At 73.3% G+C, this 18,502-nt stretch carries 16 protein-coding genes; 5 read left to right on the top strand and 11 right to left on the bottom strand.

The features are described from left to right. Positions 1 to 115: 115 nt before the first annotated feature. The 5 genes from ACFQW6_RS19425 to ACFQW6_RS19405 all read right to left on the bottom strand — a co-directional run bounded on the left by ACFQW6_RS19425 (position 116) and on the right by ACFQW6_RS19405 (position 5,307). Entirely contained in the window at positions 116 to 1,465 is a 1,350-nt protein-coding gene (locus ACFQW6_RS19425; RefSeq protein ID WP_378549359.1) for an MFS transporter, read from the bottom strand. Next, positions 1,462 to 2,091: a flavin reductase family protein gene (locus tag ACFQW6_RS19420; protein WP_378549356.1), complete on the bottom strand. Its 630-nt coding sequence runs from the start codon at positions 2,089 to 2,091 to the stop codon at positions 1,462 to 1,464. Before ACFQW6_RS19420 ends, ACFQW6_RS19425 begins: the two co-directional genes overlap by 4 nt. Next, positions 2,088 to 2,615, bottom strand: coding sequence for an NADPH-dependent FMN reductase (locus tag ACFQW6_RS19415; protein ID WP_378549353.1), 528 nt, complete (start codon positions 2,613 to 2,615; stop codon positions 2,088 to 2,090). The genes ACFQW6_RS19420 and ACFQW6_RS19415 overlap by 4 nt, the downstream gene beginning before the upstream one ends. Beyond that, positions 2,612 to 3,754, bottom strand: coding sequence for an LLM class flavin-dependent oxidoreductase (locus ACFQW6_RS19410; RefSeq protein WP_378549350.1), 1,143 nt, complete (start codon positions 3,752 to 3,754; stop codon positions 2,612 to 2,614). Before ACFQW6_RS19410 ends, ACFQW6_RS19415 begins: the two co-directional genes overlap by 4 nt. Positions 3,755 to 3,927: 173 nt before the next feature. Further along, positions 3,928 to 5,307, bottom strand: a complete 1,380-nt coding sequence (locus tag ACFQW6_RS19405) for an acyl-CoA dehydrogenase family protein (RefSeq protein ID WP_378549347.1) — start codon at positions 5,305 to 5,307, stop codon at positions 3,928 to 3,930. A 166-nt stretch (positions 5,308 to 5,473) separates the two neighbouring features. Between ACFQW6_RS19405 and ACFQW6_RS19400 the strand changes: the two genes are divergently transcribed. Further along, positions 5,474 to 6,502, top strand: coding sequence for a LysR family transcriptional regulator (locus tag ACFQW6_RS19400; protein ID WP_378549344.1), 1,029 nt, complete (start codon positions 5,474 to 5,476; stop codon positions 6,500 to 6,502). On the opposite strand, the gene hemE is transcribed toward ACFQW6_RS19400, so the two are convergent. After that, on the bottom strand, positions 6,453 to 7,514 hold the full coding sequence (hemE, locus tag ACFQW6_RS19395) for a uroporphyrinogen decarboxylase (protein WP_378549341.1): 1,062 nt from the start codon (positions 7,512 to 7,514) through the stop codon (positions 6,453 to 6,455). The two genes, ACFQW6_RS19400 and hemE, sit on opposite strands and share 50 nt — an antisense overlap. A gap of 71 nt (positions 7,515 to 7,585) precedes the next feature. Here hemE and ACFQW6_RS19390 point away from each other — a divergent pair, with 71 nt between their 5' ends. Continuing rightward, the gene (locus ACFQW6_RS19390) at positions 7,586 to 8,206 is read left to right on the top strand and encodes a DUF3000 domain-containing protein (protein WP_378549338.1); all 621 of its coding nucleotides are present in this window, start codon (positions 7,586 to 7,588) and stop codon (positions 8,204 to 8,206) included. A 4-nt stretch (positions 8,207 to 8,210) separates the two neighbouring features. Continuing rightward, positions 8,211 to 9,554 carry a ribonuclease D gene (locus tag ACFQW6_RS19385; RefSeq protein ID WP_378549335.1) on the top strand — a complete coding sequence of 448 codons (1,344 nt, stop codon included), beginning with the start codon at positions 8,211 to 8,213 and terminating at the stop codon, positions 9,552 to 9,554. Positions 9,555 to 9,560: 6 nt separating this feature from the next. Here ACFQW6_RS19385 and ACFQW6_RS19380 read toward each other — a convergent pair whose 3' ends face one another. The 5 genes from ACFQW6_RS19380 to ACFQW6_RS19360 form a co-directional block, all read right to left on the bottom strand. After that, positions 9,561 to 10,976 (bottom strand): extracellular solute-binding protein, encoded by a 1,416-nt coding sequence (locus ACFQW6_RS19380; RefSeq protein ID WP_378549332.1) that lies wholly within the window; start codon positions 10,974 to 10,976, stop codon positions 9,561 to 9,563. Positions 10,977 to 10,985: 9 nt separating this feature from the next. Then, positions 10,986 to 11,444 carry a type II toxin-antitoxin system PemK/MazF family toxin gene (locus ACFQW6_RS19375; RefSeq protein ID WP_378549329.1) on the bottom strand — a complete coding sequence of 153 codons (459 nt, stop codon included), beginning with the start codon at positions 11,442 to 11,444 and terminating at the stop codon, positions 10,986 to 10,988. Between the two features lie 133 nt (positions 11,445 to 11,577). Beyond that, on the bottom strand, positions 11,578 to 12,174 hold the full coding sequence (locus ACFQW6_RS19370; protein ID WP_378549326.1) for a hypothetical protein: 597 nt from the start codon (positions 12,172 to 12,174) through the stop codon (positions 11,578 to 11,580). Between the two features lie 30 nt (positions 12,175 to 12,204). Then, positions 12,205 to 16,083: an ATP-dependent RNA helicase HrpA gene (gene hrpA / locus ACFQW6_RS19365; RefSeq protein WP_378549437.1), complete on the bottom strand. Its 3,879-nt coding sequence runs from the start codon at positions 16,081 to 16,083 to the stop codon at positions 12,205 to 12,207. A gap of 155 nt (positions 16,084 to 16,238) precedes the next feature. Continuing rightward, positions 16,239 to 16,703, bottom strand: a complete 465-nt coding sequence (locus tag ACFQW6_RS19360) for a hypothetical protein (protein WP_378549323.1) — start codon at positions 16,701 to 16,703, stop codon at positions 16,239 to 16,241. 166 nt (positions 16,704 to 16,869) lie between these two features. On the opposite strand from ACFQW6_RS19360, the gene ACFQW6_RS19355 reads away from it, so the two are divergent. Continuing rightward, on the top strand, positions 16,870 to 17,274 hold the full coding sequence (locus tag ACFQW6_RS19355) for a YciI family protein (protein WP_378549320.1): 405 nt from the start codon (positions 16,870 to 16,872) through the stop codon (positions 17,272 to 17,274). A 4-nt stretch (positions 17,275 to 17,278) separates the two neighbouring features. After that, entirely contained in the window at positions 17,279 to 18,478 is a 1,200-nt protein-coding gene (locus ACFQW6_RS19350) for an RNA polymerase sigma factor (RefSeq protein WP_378549317.1), read from the top strand. The last annotated feature ends 24 nt before the right edge of the window (positions 18,479 to 18,502 follow it).

Genomic DNA, 18,502 nt, shown 5'->3' with positions numbered 1-18,502 from the left:
GCCGGCCGCGTAGACACGCGGACATGACCCGTCCCACGCCTGCGGCGCCAGGCGTGGGACGGGAGCTCGGCCGAGAGTTCTGTCCGCGTGTCTACGCGTCAGACAGTGTGCACCCTCAGGCCGGGACGCGCTCGGCAACGGGCTCCAGCGTCGGATCGGCGCTGTCGAGCCGGCGGCCGCGGGTCTCGGGCAGGAACCTTGCGCACGTCAGCGAGATCGCGGCCACCGCCACGTTGTAGGTCGCGACCCACCACAGGGTCCCGTCACCGCGGGTGACCAGCCACGCCGCGATGAGCGGCGTCAGCCCGGACGCGAGGATGCCGGAGACCTGGTAGAGCGTGCTGAGCGCCGTGTAGCGGTAACGGGTGTCGAACAGCTCGGACCAGAAGGCCGCGAGCGGGCCGTAGACCGTCCCGTAGATGACGCCGAGGCCCACGACGAAGACCAGCGAGATGGCCCAGCGGTTCTCGGTCTGCACGAGGAAGGCCGCCGGGAAGGCGAACAGGAGCCCGATCCAGGCCCCCACGCGGTAGACCGGCTTGCGTCCCACCCGGTCGCTGAGGGCGCCGGCGATCGGCACCAGCACGACCCCGAGCGCCGCCCCGACCAGGATCGCGTCCAGGGCCCAGCTGCGCGGCAGCTCGAGGTTGGTCGCGACGTAGGCGAGCAGGTAGACCGAGAACAGGTTGAAGGTGAAGCCCTCGACGTAGCGGGTGCCCATGCCGAGCAGCAGCGGCCGGGACTGCTCGCGCAGCAGGTCGCGCAACGGGAGCTGCGAGATCTCCTTGCGCTCCTGCACCTTCGCGAACTCCGGGGTCTCCATGACGGACAGGCGGATGTAGGCGCCGATGCCGAGCAGCGCGATGCTGACCAGGAAGCAGGCGCGCCAACCCCAGGCGAGGAAGTCCTCCTCGGGAAGCATGCCGGCCACGGAGAAGGCGCCGGCGGCCAGGACGAGCCCGCCGGGCACGCCGATGTGGGCGAAGCTGCCGTAGAAGCCGCGACGCCCGGCGGGCGCGTACTCCACGGCGAGCAGCACGGCGCCGCCGTACTCGCCGCCCACGCCGATGCCCTGCAGCACCCGCAACAGCACGAGCGCGATCGGCGCCCAGACCCCGATCTGGTCGTAGGTCGGCAGCATGCCGATGAGCGCGGTGCCGACGCCCATGATGACCAGGGTCAGCAGGAGCATCTGCTTGCGCCCGATGCGGTCGCCGTAGTGGCCGAAGACGAGGCCGCCGATCGGTCGGGCGAAGAAGCCGACGGCGAACGTGGCGAAGGCCGCGAACTGCGCGGCCGGTCCCTCCAGGCCGTTGAAGTACAGCTTGTCGAAGACCACCGCGGCAGCCGTGCCGTAGAGGAAGAAGTCGTACCACTCGATGGTGGCGCCGACGGCCGATGCCAGGGCGACGCGGCGCGGGGACGGCGGTACGTCGGCGGCCGCGCCGGTGCGTGTGGTCCTCATGCCGCGTCCTCCGCGTCGTCGTGGGACGCGGTCGCGGAGCCGGCCTCGCCACCCCGGTCGACGTCGGCGCCGTTGATCCGGCCGTCGAGGCGGGCGGGGTCGAGGTCGTCGCGGTGCAGCTTGGCGAAGGCGGAGCGGTGGAACACGAGCGGGTGCTCGCCGCCTCCCGCGCCGACCTCGTGCACCTCGAGCAGCACGATGACGTGGTCGCCGGCGACGACCTCCTCGTGCAGGGAGCAGTCGTAGGTCGCGACGGCCTCGTCGAGGAGCACCGCCCCGTTGCCGGTGACCTTGAACGGCAGGCCGGCGAAGCGCTCCTCCCGCGCCCCGGCCAGCTGCCGGCAGACCGCGTCGTGGTGGTCGGCCAGCACGCTGATGCCGAGGTGCTCGGCCTCGCGCAGCAGCGGCCAGGTGGAGCTCGAGGTGGCGATGGAGAACGACACGAGCGGCGGGTCGATGCTCACGGAGGTGAACGACGACGCGGCGATCCCGGTGAGCTGCCCCTTCACCGACGCCGCGACGGCGACGACCCCGGAGGGGAAGGCGCCGAAGGCGTCGCGCAGGGTGCGCTGGTCGATGGCCGGGACGGACCCGTGCTGGGACTGGGAGTGGGCGTGTGCGGTCATGCGGACGACACCTCCAGGGAGGGGGCGGGAGCGGGCAGGGTCGGCAGGAGGTGCTGCGCGGTGGCGAACCACGCGTCGTACGTCTCGGGCCGGTCGTGCTCGGAGTCGAGGACGTAGAGCCCCCGGGTCGGCACGGACGCGCCCAGCTCGACGAGGAGCGGGCGGAGCCCGTGCTCGGTGGCGAGCGCGTGGACCGGCGACGCGCCGAGCATCAGCGGGATCGCGGTCACCCCGCCGAGCCCCTGGTGGGGGAAGCGGTCGAGGAACGCCTTGAGCAGCCCGGTGTAGGTCGCCTTGTAGGTCGGGCTGGCGACGACCACCACCAGGCTGGAGGCGACCTCCTCGACCAGCTCGGTGACGCGCGGCGCACCCCAGTCGAAGAGCTCCGGGGCGTGGTCGGCGAGGTCGACGACGAGGTCAGCGCCGCCCAGCCGGTCGGCCAGGACCAGCGCGGACTCGTACGTGCGCGAGCGTGGCTTGGGGTTGCCGACCACGACGGCGACGAGCGCGGACCGGCTCTTCATGACGCGGCCCGCTGGCCGCCGAAGGGCACCGACGCGCTCGCGGCGACCGGGGCCGGGTTGGTCCACAGGCCCCGCTTCTCCAGCACCGGGAGCACGCCCTCCCCGAAGTGGTAGGCGCCCTCGAGGTGCGGGTAGGCCGAGAGCACGAACTCCTCGATGCCGAGCGCGGCGTACTCCTCGATCCGGTCGGCCACCTCCTCGTGGCTGCCGACGAGAGCGGTGCCGGCGCCGCCGCGGACCAGGCCGACGCCGGCCCAGACGTTGGGGTGGATCTCCAGGCCCTCTCGCGAGCCGTTGTTGAGGGCGAGCATGTTCTGCTGGCCGACGGACTCCGACCTCTTCAGGCCCTCCTGCACCCGGCGGATCTCGGCGTCGTCGATGCCCTCGAGCAGGCGGTCGGCCTCCGCCCACGCCTCCTCGGACGTGTCGCGGTTGATGGTGTGCATGCGGATGCCGAAGCGCACCTCGCGTCCCTGCTGCTCGGCGAGCTCGCGGATCCACGCGATCTTCTTCGCCACGGCGGCCGGCGGCTCGCCCCAGGTGAGGTAGACGTCGGCGTGCCTGGCGGCGACGAGGCCGGCGGCGGGCGAGGAGCCACCGAAGTAGATGCCCGGGACCGGGTCGGGGAGCTGCTGCAGGCGCGCCTGCTCCACCCGCAGGTGGCGGCCGGCGAAGGTCACCTCGTCCCCGGTCCACAGCCGGCGGACGATCTCGAGGAACTCGTCGCAGCGCTCGTAGCGCGCGTCCTTGTCGAGGAAGTCGCCGTAGGCGCGCTGCTCGTGGGACTCGCCCCCGGTCACCACGTTGAGCAGCAGCCGGCCGCCGGAGAGGTTCTGGAAGGTGGCGGCCATCTGGGCGGCCAGCGTCGGCGAGGTCATCCCCGGCCGGAAGGCGACGAGGAACTTCAATCGCTCCGACAGCGGGGCCAGCATCGCGGTGGTGAGCCACGCGTCCTCGCACCACGCGCCGGTCGGGGTCAGCGCGGCCTCGAAGCCGAGCTGCTCGGCGCTGCGGGCGATCTGCCCGAGGTACGGCACGCTCGCAGGGCGTCCTCCGGCGCCGTGGGAGACGCCGTGGCCGCCGCTGACGACCTGCCGGCCGTCGCCGCCGTTGGTGGGCAGGAACCAGTGGAACTTCATCGCTCTCCTCCACACAAACTCTATTGATCTTGTAGACAAAGGTAGCAGCGCCGATCCCTCCTCCGCGGACCGGCGTCACCCGGGGATGTCGAGGGGGTGGAAGGCGGTGCCTTGCAGGCAGCGCAAGGCACCGCCCTCCACCCCCTCCGGAGCCGGTGCGTGACCGGTCGGTCTCAGCCGGCGGCGTCGCCGGGTCGGGGTCGCGCGTCCTCCCAGTTCTGGCGACGGCGCGTCCCGCCGATCGACCAGGCGTACGGCGGCGGCGTGCCGTTGACGACGTGGGCGCCGACGACCCGCGCCTTGAGGATGCGCGGGTTGTGCGAGGCGACCGTCCGGGCGTTGCGCCAGTGGCGGTCGAGCGCGAGGGGCCGGACGGTCGCGGAGGCCCCCAGGGCGTCGAAGAGGTCGGAGGTGGCCCGCAGGACCAGCTCGGAGACCGCGACCTGGGCGGTCGAGGACTCGATCTCGCTCGCCTCGACGAGGCCCGCGATCTCCTCCGCGCTCGCGAGGGGCGCGTCCGCGACGGCCTGGATGGTGCCCGCCACCCGCAGGGTGGCGGCCTCCGCGGCGTAGACCGCCGCAGCGATCCCGCCGACCAGCGCCAGCACCTGGGCGTCGTCACGCACGCGCGGCGCGTTGGCGTGCGAGAAGTTGCGGGTGCGCTTCCGGACGGCGTCGACCACGTCGCGGAGCGCTGCCTTCGCGATGCCGGTGAGCGTGGCGAGGAGGTTCAGCTGGTAGAACGCGGTCTGGTAGGGGAACCGGTCCTCGAACGGCAGCACGTGGTCGGCCGGGACGCCGACGTTGTCGAACGTCGTCGTGCCGCTGCCCGTGCCCCTCTGGCCGAAGCCGTTCCAGTCGTCGACGGTGCGTACCCCGGGGTCGCGGGTGTCGACGAGCGCGATCGCCGTGGGGTCCTCCACCTCGTCGGGGTGCCCGGGCCGTACGAGGCGCGCGTGCACGTCGGTCCACTCCGCGAAGATCGTGCCGGTCGTGTAGTACTTCGTCCCGTCGAGCCGGTACGACCCGTCCGCCCGCGGGCGGAGGACCGTGCGCGGCAGGTCGATGTCGGAGCCGACCTCCGACCAGGCGTTGCCGGCCATCTCGCCGGCGACGAACCGGTCGAACCACACCCGCTGGTCACTGGTGCGGGCGTGGTGCCACAGCCGGTCCTCGACCAGGGCGAAGTGCCCCCGGAAGGCCTGCGGCAGGTTGGCGTCCACGGCGGCGAGCTCGATCCACAACCGGGCGAGGCCGACGAGGTCCAGTCCGCCGCCCCCGGACGCGGCCGGCACGCGGAGCGCACCGAAGCCCTCGGCCTTGAGCAGGCGCACCGCCTCCACGGGCAGCTCCCCGTCCACCTCGCGCTGGAGGGCGCCCTCGGCGATGGCGTCGAGGACCGGTCCCCACTCGGCGAGGAGGTCGTCGGAGGAACCGCCGGTCCGGGCCGCGCGGTGGCCGGACCGGTCGGACCGGACGGTGTGGTCGTCGCTCGCGCTGCGGTCGGAGCGGTCGGTGCGGCGCTGGGTGGGCCGGACACGCAGGGTGGTCATGGGTGAGTTCCTCCCGTTTTGTATAGTTACTTAGTAGACTTTAGGGAATGGACGTCGCGGACACGAGCTTCCGGTAGCAGGTCTTTCCGTCCACCCGCGACCCGACAGCCCAGCCAGACAGCCCGACCCAGACAGCCCGACCCAGACCCCCCGGCAGGAGCAGAGCGTGCGGATCGAACAGCTGGAGTACCTCGCGGCGGTGACCGAGCACGGCTCGCTGCGCCGCGCGAGCGAGGCGATGCACATCTCCCAGCCGGCGCTGAGCGAGGCCGTGACCAAGCTGGAGAAGGAGCTGGGCACGACGCTGCTCGACCGCCGGCGCACCGGGTCGCGGATCAGCCGGCAGGGACTCGACCTCCTGCAGAACATGACCGAGGTCCTCGAGGCGGTCGACCGGCTGCGCCAGGCCGCGGGGCAGCAGTCCGCACGCCGACGCGACCTGCGCATCGGGACCGTCGTCACCGCGTCCGCCAGCCTCCTCGCCCCTGCGCTGCGGGACCTGCACGCCCGCCACGGCTCCGGCGGTGTCGAGGTGGTCAACGGCCGGCAGGTCGACATCCAGCAGGGCCTGGCCGAGGGGTCGCTCGACCTGGGCCTGGTCAACGTGCTCCCCGGCGACGAGGTGCCTCCCACGCTCGTCGCCGACCGGCTCATCGAGGGCACGCCGGTCGCGTGCCTCCCCGTCGGCCACCCGCTGGCCGCCAGGGAGCGGGTCACCGTGGACGACCTCCGCGCCGAGCCGCACGTCCTCATGCGGCCCGGCTTCGTGATGCACCGCTACGCGCACCGTCTCTTCGCCGGGAGCCTGCCGGGCACGACGTACGCCACCGACGGGGCCGAGATGGGCAAGGCCATGGTGGCCGCCGGGCTCGGGATCTCGGTGCTCCCCGACTTCTCGATCGTCGCCGACCCGCTGGTCGAGGCGGGCGTGCTCACCACGCGTCCCATCCAGACCGACCAGACCACGGTGACGCTGCTGATGCTGCGCCGTCGGGCCGAGCGGGTGCCCGAGCCGCTGCGCGACCTGCAGCGGGCCCTGGTGCGCCAGGCCCGGATCTACCTGTCCTCGATCGAGCTGCCGGCCACCGCGTCGGACCCGGCCACCGAGGCCCCGGCGGTCGCGGACCTGACGCCGGTGACGCCGATCAGCCTCGGCGAGGCGAGAAGCCGTGCACGAACTCGGTCAGCGCCGTGAGCTGACCCGGGTCCGTCGAGGGGATGACGCCGTGGCCGAGGTTGAAGATGTGGCCCTTGGCGCGACGCCCGGCTTCGATGATCTCGGCCGCCCGCGCGGTCATCACCTCGGTGGGTGCGAAGACCAGGGTCGGGTCGAGGTTGCCCTGCACCGCCCGGTCGCCGACCAGCGGGATCGCGTGCTCCAGCGGCGTACGCCAGTCGACACCGACCACGTCGGCGCCGGCCTCGCCCATCAGGCCGAGCAGGTTGCTCGTGCCGACGCCGAAGTGGATCCGCGGCACGCCGAGCTCGCCCGCCTCGGCGAGCACGCGCTCGGAGTGCGGCATGACGGACGCACGGTAGTCGGCCGGCGTGAGGGCGCCCGCCCACGAGTCGAAGAGCTGCACGGCCGAGGCCCCGGCCTCGACCTGGATGCGGAGGTAGGCCGCGGCGATGCCGGCGATCTTGCGCATCAGCGCGTCCCACACGTCGGGGGCGCCGAACATCATCGCCTTGGTCCTCGCGTGCTCCTTCGACGGCCCGCCCTCGACGAGGTACGACGCCACGGTGAAGGGCGCGCCGGCGAAGCCGATGAGCGGCGTGGCACCGAGCTCCGCCACGAGCTGGCGCACGGCCTGCGAGATGTACGGGACGTGCTCGGGCGTGAGGTCGGGGATGGCGTCGACGTCGGCCAGGGTGCGCACCGGTGAGGCCACGACGGGGCCGACGCCCGGCTTGATGTCGAGGTCGACGCCGACCGCCTTCAGCGGCAGCACGATGTCGGAGAAGAAGATCGCCGCGTCCACGCCGTAGCGGCGTACGGGCTGCAGCGTGATCTCGGTGACCAGGTCGGCGTCCATGCAGGACTCGAGCATCCCGATGCCCTCGCGCACCTTGAGGTACTCCGGCAGCGAGCGACCCGCCTGCCGCATGAACCAGACCGGGGTGTGGGACGGGACCTCCCCGCGCGCCGCCGCGAGGAAGGGGCTCCGGGCCAGTCCGGGATGGGGCGTGCGCACAGCGTCGGTCACCCGCGAATCTTCGCAGGTCAGGCGGCGTGGCGGCACATCGGCGGAACCCGGCGCTGGCCTACTCTGACCTCATGGTGGCCCGTCACGAGACCCACCCGGGCAACGCTGCCGCGGCTGGGCCCGCGGAGTTCCGCGCGGCTGTGGAGTCGATGCGTCGGGCCTCGCTGCGCCCGGAGGTGTTCTGCGAGGAGATGCCCGCGCCGCAGCGCATCGCGCCGTGGTCGTCGGCGCTGAGCGGCGACGTCACGGTCGACGAGGAGGACCTCGGCACCGGGCGCCTGATCCTGCTGCACGACCCCGCCGGCAACGACGCGTGGGACGGCACCTTCCGCTGCGTGGCCTACGCCCGCGCCGACATCGACCCCGAGCTCGGCTCCGACCCCATGCTGGCCGCCGTCGGCTGGTCGTGGCTGGTCGAGGCGCTCGACGCCCACGGTGCCGGTCACCACGCCGCGTCCGGCACGGTCACGTGCGTCACCACCGAGAGCTTCGGCGGGATGGCCGACGAGGACGGCACCGCCCAGGTCGAGATCCGCGCCTCCTGGACCCCCGACGTCGACGAGGAGGGCGGCCTCGACATGACCGCGCACGTCGAGGCGTGGGGCGAGCTGATGTGCACCGCAGTCGGGCTCCCGCCGGTGCCCGAGGGCGTGACGGCCATCCCCAGCCGGCGCGGACAGCGCGGCACCTGAACCGATGCCCGACAACGCGGACCACTCCCCCGCCGGAGCCCGACTCGAGGGCGAGCCGGACGACTCCGTCGACACCGAGACCGGGCCTGGGACCGGGCTGGACGGGGCGCCCGTCGAGGACGACGCCCCGCCCCCACCGCCTGCGCCCCTGCTCGAGCTGCGTGACGGCCTCCCCGACGTGGTCGACACCGACGAGGGCCTGCTGGAGGCCTGCACCGCGCTCGCTGCCGCGACCGGGCCGGTCGCCATCGACGCCGAACGGGCGTCCGGCTACCGCTACTCCAACCGTGCCTACCTCATCCAGCTGCGCCGCGAGGGCGCCGGCACCTGGCTCGTCGACCCGATCGGGATGACGACCCTGGCCCCGCTCCAGGAGGCCCTCGAGGGCACCGAGTGGATCCTGCACGCCGCGACGCAGGACCTGCCGTGCCTGCGCGAGGTCGGCCTCACCCCGACCAGCCTCTTCGACACCGAGCTCGCCGGCCGCCTCCTCGGCTACCCCCGCGTCGGTCTCGCCACCCTGGTCGAGACGGTGCTGGGGCAGCGGATGCGCAAGGAGCACTCCGCGGCCGACTGGTCGACGCGTCCCCTGCCCACGCCGTGGCTGGAGTACGCCGCGCTCGACGTCGAGGTCCTCCTCGAGCTCCGCGACCACATGGCCACCGAGCTCGAGCGGGCCGGCAAGGCGGAGTGGGCGCGCCAGGAGTTCGACCACCTGCTGGGCTTCGAGCCGGCCGTGCGGGTCGACGCGTGGCGTCGTACGTCCGGGGTGCACCGGTTGCGCGGGCGGCGCGCCCTCGGCGCTGCGCGGGCGCTGTGGGAGGCCCGCGACGCCATCGCCGCCGAGCGCGACGTGACCCCCGGGCGGATCCTGCCCGACTCGGCCATCGTGGTCGCGGCGACGGCGATGCCGACCGACCGCCGGGCGCTGCTGGCGACGCAGGGCTTCCACGGCCGGGGTGCGAGCCGCTACGCCTCCGCCTGGGTCGAGGCGCTGCGCAAGGTCCGCGAGATGGACGAGGACGACCTCCCCACCCGCGCCCCGCGTGGCGACGGCCCGCCGCACCCGCGCACCTGGGCCGAGCGCGAGCCGGTCGCCGACCGCCGCTTCAAGGCCGCCCGCGAGGCGATGCTCAACCTCGCCGAGGTGCACCACCTCCCGGTGGAGAACCTCCTCACCCCCGACTACCTCCGCCGGCTGATGTGGGCGCCCCCGGCGACCCGGGAGCCGGCCGAGCTGGCCGAGGCCGTCCGCGCCCAGCTGGCGTCGTACGGCGCCCGACCCTGGCAGGCCGGGCTGGTCACCGGCGCGCTGGTCGGCGCGATCCTCGGCGCCGAGCGCGACTAGCGCCGCCTACTGCGACGGGGACTCGCTCGGGTCCTCCGTGGGCTCGGACGTCTCGGTCTCCTCGGGCTCCTCGGGCGAGAGGATCTCCTGGGAGGTCAGGTCGATCTCCTCGGTCGCCGCCTCGAGGTCCAGCGGGCCGGGGGCCGTGACCAGCCGCTCGAGCAACGGCGTGACCGCCTCGTTGAGCTCCTCGCGCTGGTCGATGAACGGCGGCACCACCATGTAGCGGATGCTCTGGTTGAAGACGTCGGCGCTGGCCGGCTCGTCGTCGGGCGCGAGGAACTCCGGCGAGGCGGCCACCGACGTGTTGGCCGGGACGATGTAGCCGGTCGAGGCGACGGTCGCGATGGCCGCGTCGGAGACGGCGTAGGCGATGAAGTCAGCGGCGTCGCCGGTCACCTCCGAGTCCGCCGAGATGCACAGCCCGCTGATGTCACCGACGGTGGCGCGGGTGTCGATGGTCGGCATCGGCAGCACGTCGAAGTCGAGGTCCTCGGCCTCGCGCATCTCCGGGACGAGGTTGCGGAAGCCGGCGACCATCGCGAGCTCGCCACGCTTGAAGAGCTGGACGGGCGTCGCCCGGGCGAGCTGGGCGTTGGTCGGCGTCAGCGACGAGTCGCGCAGGATGAAGAGCGTCTGGCTGAGCGCCTCGCGCGTGTTGTCGTCGGAGAAGGCCAGGGACGTCGGCTCCTGGTCGTCGTCGAAGACCTGCCCGTCGCCGGAGTAGATGAACGGCGCCAACCCCTGCAGGGTCGGGTCGATCCAGACGCCGCGCGGGTCGCCGCGCCGCGAGGCGAACCGGGCGGCCGCCTCGAACTCGGCCAGCGTCCAGCGCTCGCGCTTGCCCTCGGCGGTGACGCCCGGCACGTCGAGCCCACGCCGCTCCATCTTGTCGAAGTCGACGAGGTCGGTGTTGTAGTAGACGACCATCGGGGACACCGAGTAGGCCATGCACTGGAGCTCGTCGTCCATCGCGAAGGCGTCGACGGCGTCGCGGGAGAAGCGGTCCCCGAAGTCGACGCCGCGCTCGTCGAGCAGCAGGCTCACCGGCTGCAGCGCCTCGCCCTCGACGAGCTCGTCCAGGTCGATGCGCGAGGTCAGGAAGGCGTCGGGTGCGTTGCCGGCGAGCACGTCGGCGAGGGCGGACTCGTGGTCGGGCCACGACTGCAGGGTGACCTTGCGGGTCGTGGAGGAGGCGTTGAACGAGTCCACGACGCTCTGGAAGGCCGCGACCTCCTCCTCGGTGCCGTAGGCGCCGAAGGTGACCTCGCGCGGCTTCTCCGTCGGCTTGCCGGACTGCCCGGTCGGCGACCGGGTCGGCTCGGGGTCGGGCTCGGCGTCCGCCGTGCAGGCAGCCGTCGCCAGCGCGACCGTGAGGGTGGCGGCGAGGAGGACACTGCGGCGACGGGAGGAGCGAGACACGGCCAGACCCTATCCGGACAGACCACGGCGGGCCTCGACGACGGCAGTGAAGATCGTCTCGTCCAGCGCGGCTCCCTCCCGTCGTACGCCGTCGCGCTCGAGGTGGATCAGCCGGTCGAGGCGCACCTCGCTGGGCCGGCCCTGGGCGTCCCACCCGCCCGTGCCGACGTCCATCCAGTGCCGGCCCCAGCGGGCCTCGTCCTCGGCGTCGCGGTCGTGGTCCTGGCTGCTGAGCATCAGCCCGGCCCAGCCGTCCCCGTCGGTCTGGAGGACCAGGACCGGCCGGTCCTTGCCCTGGCTCGGGTCGTCCTCGTAGGGCACCCAGGCCCACACGACCTCGCCGGGGTCGGGCTCGCCGTCGCGCTCGGGGGCGTAGCGCGCACCCGTGTCGGACGGGACCGGCGACGAGACGGGCGCCGAAGAGGTGGCGCGCGACAACAGGCCGGCGACCCGGCTGCGGAGACTCATGGCGCGAGCCTAGGGCCGGAGCTGAGCGAGTGCGCCGGACCGGGAGCGCCTCACGGCGCGTGGCCGCTCGTAGCGGCTAATTTTGGGACCCGGGGCTGCCACAGCCCGACGCACTCACGGATATTTTAACGCCTCAGACGAGCTTGTCCCTGATTTCCACGTGTCCGGCGGCCTCGAGCTGCTCCGACAGGGTCAACATCCGGGTGATCTCCCCGTGCGTGGCGCTGCCGAGGGCCGCGCGGCCGGCTGCGACGATGCGGGCGAAGGCCGCGGCGCGGAAGAGGGTGACCGCGAAGTCTCCGCGCGTGATCCCGCGCAGCACCTCGTCGACCATGCGACGCAGCTCGTCGGGGCCGGGCGGGTCGGCGACCCCGGCGACGACCCGGGCGACGTCGACGCGACGCTGCCCCGCCTCGTAGTCCCTGACCACCCGGTCGGGGTCGGCGTGCACCCACGAGCGGAGCAGGAACAGCCGCCAGAGGCTGCCCGCGAGCGTGTCGGCGGGAGCGCCCGACCACACCTCGGCGAGCGTCTCGAGGCCCTCGGTGTCGGCGAGGTGGACCACGCGCTCGGCCAGCTCAGGGTCGTCGGACTCGCGGGCACCCCGCACGAGCACGGTCGCGGCCAGGTCGCCGGCCTCGCGCACCTGCGCGGGGTCGGCCCCTCCCACGATGTCGGCGAAGAACCCGTCGCCGGGCGTCATCGGGCGGTGGTGCTGGCGGCCGGTCACCGGTCCAGCCTAGGACGCGCCAGGAGAAGGCTAGGACGACGCGCGCGCCATCACCTTGCGGATGCGCTGGTCGCTGACCTTCTCCCGGGTGCCGAGCTGCTGGGCGAAGAGCGAGACGCGGTACTCCTCGAGCATCCACCGTGCGTCGCGCAGGTGCTGCGGCAGCGGCTGCCCGTCGGGCAGGGCCGCGACGGCGTGCAGCCACGCCTCCTGGAGCCCGGCGAGCTGGTCCATCAGCTGGCGGTCGCGCGCGACCTGGCCGTCGAGGCGCTCGCGGCGATGGGTCACCGCGCCGAGGTAGCGCGGGTAGTCACGCAACCGGCGCACGCCCGCGTCCCCCACGAAGCCGGGCGCCATCAGCCGGCCGACCTGCGCGCGCATGTCGGTCAGGGCCGGGAGCGTCATCAGGTCGGCGCGCCCGGAGATCGCCTTGTCGGTGGTGCGCCACGCCTCCAGCACCCGCATCACGTCGTGGACGGCCGGGCCGAGCCCCGACGCGACGGCCTCGCGGGAGGCGGCCACCACGGCGTCGTACGCCGCCTCGTCACGCACCGTGGGGTGCTGGTCGACGACCTCGCCGACGATCCCGGCCCGCACGTCGTCGAGGAGGTCGGCCACCGACGGGTAGGGCGACGCGACGAGGGCGAGCTTGGCGCGCTGGTCGAGGCCGGCCGCGGCGAGCACGTCGTCGACCGGGTCGGCCGGACCGAGCCCGAGGAGCACGAGGCGTCGTACGCCGAGGCGGTGGTGCGCCGCGGCTTCGTCGGCCGTGGCGAGCACCTGCAGGCCGACCGTCGACCCCTCGTCGACGAGGGCCGGGAAGCCGCGGACCTCGTGACCCGCGCGGCGCTGCACGAAGGACTCCTCGACCGTGCCGAAGGTCCACGCCGTCTGGCCGGTGGCGGTCACCCCCGAGTCGGACGCGACGTCGGCCATCGCCTGCTCGAAGGTGGGCCGCAGCGGCTCCTTGAGCGCGTCGAGGTCCTTGCCGCGAGCTGCCTCGGCGCCCTTCTCGGTCACCACCCGGTAGGTCGGTCGCAGGTGGGCCGGGACCTTGGACCAGTCCCACGCCTCACGGGGGATGACGAGGCTCCGGGTGCTCCGCGCGAACCGCTCGAGGGCGTCGAGCAGCGGCTCGGCGCCCGGCGGGGTCGCGTCGAGGAACTCGCGGGCGGTGTTGGGTGCGGGCACCATCGCGACGCGGAGGTTCTTCGGCAGCGAGCGGATCAGCTCGGTGACCAGCTCCTCGCGCAGTCCGGGCACCAGCCACGAGAAGTCGTCGGCCTCGATGCGGTTGAGGGTGGCCACGGGGACGTCGATGGTGAGCCCGTCGTCTGCGGCCCCGGGCTCGAAGTGGTAGCTGATGGGGAACGTGAGCCCGGCCTCGTCGCTGTCGTGCCACTGGGTCGGGAAGTCGTGGGCGCGCACCTCCCCGGCCGTGTCGTGGGTGAGCATCTCGGGGTCGAAGGTGAGCAGGTCGGGCTTCTTCTGCCGCGCACGCTTCCACCACTGGTCGAAGTGCTGGCCGCTGACGACGTCGGCGCCGACGCGGGCGTCGTAGAACTCGAAGAGGGTCTCCTCGTCGACGACGATGTCGCGTCGTCGGGCCCGGTGCTCGAGCTCCTCGGCCTCCTCGAGCAGGCGGGTGTTCTCGGCGAGGAACCGGTGCCGGGAGTCCCACTCCCGCTGGACGAGGGCGTGCCGGATGAAGAGCTCGCGGGCGAGCGGCGCGTCGATCCGGCCGTACTGCACGAGGCGGTCGGCGACCAGCGGGACGCCGTACAGCGTGACCCGCTCGCGGGCCATCACCGCCGCGCGCTTGCGGGACCAGTGCGGCTCCGAGTACGTCCGCTTGACGAGGTGCGCGCCGAGGCGCTCGGCCCACTCGGGCTTGATGGCGGCGTTCTGCCGGGCCCACAGGCGTGAGGTCTCGACCAGCTCGGCGCTCATCAGGAAGTCCGGGTTGCGCCCCTTCAGCACGCTGCCGGGGAAGACCGCGAAGCGGGCGTTGCGGGCACCGAGGTACTCCCGCATCGGGCGCCGCTCCCCCGGCTTGCCCTTCTCGCGCTCCTCGAGCGCACCGATGTGGCTGAGCAGGCCGGAGAGCAGCGCCTGGTGGATGCCGTCCTCGTCGGGGGTGTCCGACGGGTGGCCGACGTCGAGACGCATCTCCTTGGCCACCTGGCGCAGCTGGGACTCGTAGTCCTGCCACTCGCGGATGCGCATGTAGTTGAGGTGCTCGCGCTTGCACATCCGGCGGAACGCGCTGGACGACAGCTCGCGCTGCTGCTGCTTGATGTGGCGCCACAGGTTGAGCCAGGTGAGGAAGTCGCTCGACTCGTGCTTGAAGCGGGCGTGCTGCTGGTCGGCCTGCGCCCGCTGCTCCTCGGGACGCTCGCGCGGGTCCTGGATGGACAGGGCGGCGGCGATGACGAGGACGTCGCGCAGGCAGCCGAGCCGCTCGGCCTCCAGGATCATCCGGCCGAGCCGCGGGTCGATCGGCAGCCGGGCCAGCCGACGACCGACGTCGGTCAGGCGGACGCCCTTCCCCCGCTCCTCGACCGCCGTCGGGACCGCTCCGAGCTCCTCGAGGAGGTCGGTGCCGGCCTTGACGTTGCGGCGGTCGGGCGGCTCCACGAACGGGAAGCGGGCGATGTCGCCGAGGCGTAGGGAGGCCATCTGGAGGATGACGCTGGCAAGGTTGGTGCGCAGGATCTCCGGGTCGGTGAACTCCGGGCGCGCCTCGAAGTCCTCCTCGGAGTACAGGCGGATCGCGATGCCCTCCGAGACGCGGCCGCAGCGCCCGGACCGCTGGTTGGCCGAGGCCTGGCTGATCGGCTCGATCGGCAGCCGCTGCACCTTGGTGCGCACCGAGTAGCGGCTGATCCGCGCGACGCCGGTGTCGACGACGTACCGGATGCCGGGGACGGTCAGCGACGTCTCGGCGACGTTGGTGGCGAGCACGACGCGGCGCACGACCGACGAGTGGCTGGAGAAGACCTTGTGCTGGTCGGCGGCGCTGAGGCGGGAGTAGAGCGGGACGATCTCGAGGCGGTCACTCCTGAGCGCGTCGAAGGCGTCGGCGGTGTCCCGGATCTCCCGCTCGCCCGGCAGGAAGACGAGCACGTCGCCGGGTCCCTCGGCCGACAGCTCGCGTACGGCGTCGAGGATCGCCTCGGTCTGGTCGCGCTGGACCAGCTCCCCCTCCTCGTCGCGCACTGCTTCTTCGGTTCCTGAGGAGGCGAGGGACGAGCCGTCTCGAAGGGCGAGCAGCGGGCGGTAGCGGACCTCGACGGGGTACGTACGACCCGAGACCTCGACCACCGGGGCCTTGAAGTGCGCGGCGAAGCGGTCGACGTCGATCGTGGCGCTGGTGATGATCACCTTGAGGTCGGGCCGGCGCGGCAGCAGCCGCCTGAGGTAGCCGAGCAGGAAGTCGATGTTGAGGCTGCGCTCGTGGGCCTCGTCGATGATGATCGTGTCGTACTTGCGCAGGTCGCGGTCGCGCTGCAGCTCGGCCAGCAGGATGCCGTCCGTCATCAGCTTGACCCGGCTCGCGCGGCTGGTGCGGTCGGTGAAGCGCACCTGGTAGCCCACGACGTCGCCGAGCTCGGTGCCGAGCTCCTCGGCGATCCGCTCCGCGACCGACCGGGCGGCGATGCGGCGCGGCTGGGTGTGGCCGATGAGCCTGCCGCCCTCGGCCGCCCCCACTCCGCGGCCCAGCTCGAGGCAGATCTTGGGCAGCTGCGTCGTCTTCCCCGAGCCGGTCTCGCCGGCGACGATGACGACCTGGTGGTCACGGATGGCAGCGGCGATGTCGTCGCGGCGCGCGGAAACCGGGAGCTCGGCCGGGTAGGTGATCTTCACAACGGGCGCCATTCTCGCCCACGACCGAAAGCGCTTTTCCAGCTGCCCGTGCTGAGGTCACCGAGGGTGGCGGCAGATTGCACCGACCGGACCCCTGATCTGCGATGTGCCGCCACCCCCCGGTGACGCGCCGTGAGGGTGGCGGCGGGTTGCACGAACCGGGGCATCCCACCCGCGATGTGCCGCCACCCTGGGGCTCAGGAGGTGGAGTCCTCGTCCTCCGGCGGGGTGGTCGGCTGGACCTGGCCGGGCAGACCCGGAGGGCCACCGTGCATCGGCCCACGACCACCGAAGTCGTCGCCGTCACGTCCCATCTGTCCGTGCCGCTCCACCCAGCCGCCGCGGTCGTGGTCGTCGGTGACCGCGTCGACCACCGCGGTGCCGAGGCCTCCGACGATGACGCCGGCGAGGGCGGAGGCGACCAGGGCGGCGAGCCCGAACGTCCGGTCACCGCGCTGCTGGTTGCGCCAGCGCCGGAAGCGGCTCCCCGCCGCCGGGTCGGAGGTGGCTGGACCCGGGCCGGGAGCCGGCCCGGACGCGGATGCGGATCCGGTCGGGGCCGGTGCCGGTTCGGGCGCGGGCTGGGACGCCGGAGCCGGCTCCGGCTCACCCTGGCGCCGTACGGGCTGCGTCTCGTCGCCTGGCTTGTCGTTCTCGCTCATGCCAGCAGCGTGCGCCCGCGGCCTGTGCGCGACCTGTGACACAGCCATGAGCCGGCTGCCGGTCCGGCCCGAGAAATCTCGCGGACCGATGTCGAGGAGCCCCGCACGGCTCCGTCCCCGGGGTGGACGCAGCCACAATGGGCCGCACCTGACAAGGAGCACCGACATGCCGAAGTACCTGATCCTCAAGCACTACCGCGGCGCGCCCGCCACCGTGAACGACGTCTCGATGGACCAGTGGGCACCCGAGGAGGTCGACGCGCACATGCAGTTCATGGCCGACTTCGGCAAGCGGCTGGAGGAGAGCGGGGAGTACGTCGACGCGCAGGCCCTCTCCCCCGAGGGCGCCTGGGTGCGGGCAGACGAGCAGCGCCAGCCGGCCACCGACGGCCCGTTCGCCGAGACCAAGGACCTCATCGCCGGGTGGTACGTCGTCGACGTCGACGGCTGGGACCGTGCCGTCGAGCTGGCGGGCGAGCTGTCCCTGGCCCCGGGCAAGGACGGCAAGCCGATCCACGAGTGGCTCGAGGTGCGCCCCTTCTACGGCGCGCCCTCCGCGACCGACGCCTGAGCCGGTGACCCCGGCCGACGCGCCCGACGTCCGGGCGCCCTTCGACGGGGCGACGCTGCGACCGCTCGTGCCGGCGGTCATCGGCGTCCTCGTCCGTCGCGGAGCCGACTTCGCGACGGCCGAGGACGCCGTGCAGGAGGCGCTCGTCGAGGCGTGGCGCACGTTCGGCGACGGGTCCTCGGAGCCGCCGCGCGACCTCAAGGGCTGGCTGGTCACCGTCGCGTGGCGGCGCTTCCTCGACGTCGTACGCTCCGAGGCCGCGCGGCAGCGGCGTGAGGTCGCGGTGGACCTCGAGCCCGAGCGGGGTCCGGCCGAGACGGCCGACGACACGCTCCGGGTCTTCTTCCTCTGCGCGCACCCGGCGCTGACGCCGGCCTCGGCCGTCGCACTCACGCTGCGCGCCGTGGCGGGCCTGACCACCCGGCAGGTCGCCGAGGCCTACCTGGTGCCCGAGGCGACGATGGCGCAACGCATCAGCCGCGCGAAGCGGACCGTCTCGGGCGAGTCGTTCGACCGGCCGGGTGACCTCGCGACCGTGCGACGCGTGCTCTACCTCGTCTTCAACGAGGGCTACTCGGGGGACGTCGACCTCGCCGCCGAGGCGATCCGACTGACTCGCCAGCTGGCCGCCCTGGCCGGACCCGACGGACCGGACCCGGAGACCGACGGGCTGCTCACGCTGATGCTGCTCCACCACGCGCGACGCCCCGCGCGCCTGCGCGACGACGGGACGATCGTCCCCCTCGCCGACCAGGACCGCTCACGGTGGGACACCGGGCTCATCGAGGAGGGCGTCGCCGTCCTGCAGGCCGCGCTCGCTCAGCAGCGACGAGGCGAGTACCAGCTCCAGGCGGCGATCGCCGCCCTGCACGCCGACGCCCCCAGCGCCGCGGAGACCGACTGGGTGCAGGTGGTGCAGTGGTACGACGAGCTGCTGGCGCTCACCGGCAGCCCGGTCGTGCGGCTCAACCGCGCCGTGGCGGTGGGCGAGGCCGACGGAGCCCGCGCCGGCCTCGCGGCGCTGGCCGAGGTCGACCCCGCCCTGCCCCGCCACCGCGCCGCGTCGGCGTACCTCCACGAGAAGGACGGCGACCTCGTCGCGGCGGCGAGGCTCTACGCCGAGGCCGCCGCGCTCGCGACGAACCTCGCCGAGCGGACCCACCTGACCCGGGAGGCCGCCCGGCTCAACCGGGCAGCCCGCTGACAGGCGCCGCACAGCAACCCCACA

This window comes from Nocardioides sp. GCM10028917, from assembly GCF_042666175.1.
Lineage (GTDB): Bacteria > Actinomycetota > Actinomycetes > Propionibacteriales > Nocardioidaceae > Nocardioides.
The sequence above is the reverse complement of the archived record's forward strand: the minus strand, read 5'-3'. Positions and strand labels throughout refer to the sequence as shown.

Bases quoted from the DNA above. Each gene is read 5' to 3' on its own strand.
- ACFQW6_RS19425 (WP_378549359.1), bottom strand. From the start codon at position 1,465: ATGAGGACCACACGCACCGGCGCGGCCGCCGACGTACCGCCGTCCCCG.
- ACFQW6_RS19420 (WP_378549356.1), bottom strand. From the start codon at position 2,091: ATGACCGCACACGCCCACTCCCAGTCCCAGCACGGGTCCGTCCCGGCC.
- ACFQW6_RS19415 (WP_378549353.1), bottom strand. From the start codon at position 2,615: ATGAAGAGCCGGTCCGCGCTCGTCGCCGTCGTGGTCGGCAACCCCAAG.
- ACFQW6_RS19410 (WP_378549350.1), bottom strand. From the start codon at position 3,754: ATGAAGTTCCACTGGTTCCTGCCCACCAACGGCGGCGACGGCCGGCAG.
- ACFQW6_RS19405 (WP_378549347.1), bottom strand. From the start codon at position 5,307: ATGACCACCCTGCGTGTCCGGCCCACCCAGCGCCGCACCGACCGCTCC.
- ACFQW6_RS19390 (WP_378549338.1), top strand. From the start codon at position 7,586: ATGGTGGCCCGTCACGAGACCCACCCGGGCAACGCTGCCGCGGCTGGG.
- ACFQW6_RS19385 (WP_378549335.1), top strand. From the start codon at position 8,211: ATGCCCGACAACGCGGACCACTCCCCCGCCGGAGCCCGACTCGAGGGC.
- ACFQW6_RS19375 (WP_378549329.1), bottom strand. From the start codon at position 11,444: ATGAGTCTCCGCAGCCGGGTCGCCGGCCTGTTGTCGCGCGCCACCTCT.
- ACFQW6_RS19360 (WP_378549323.1), bottom strand. From the start codon at position 16,703: ATGAGCGAGAACGACAAGCCAGGCGACGAGACGCAGCCCGTACGGCGC.
- ACFQW6_RS19355 (WP_378549320.1), top strand. From the start codon at position 16,870: ATGCCGAAGTACCTGATCCTCAAGCACTACCGCGGCGCGCCCGCCACC.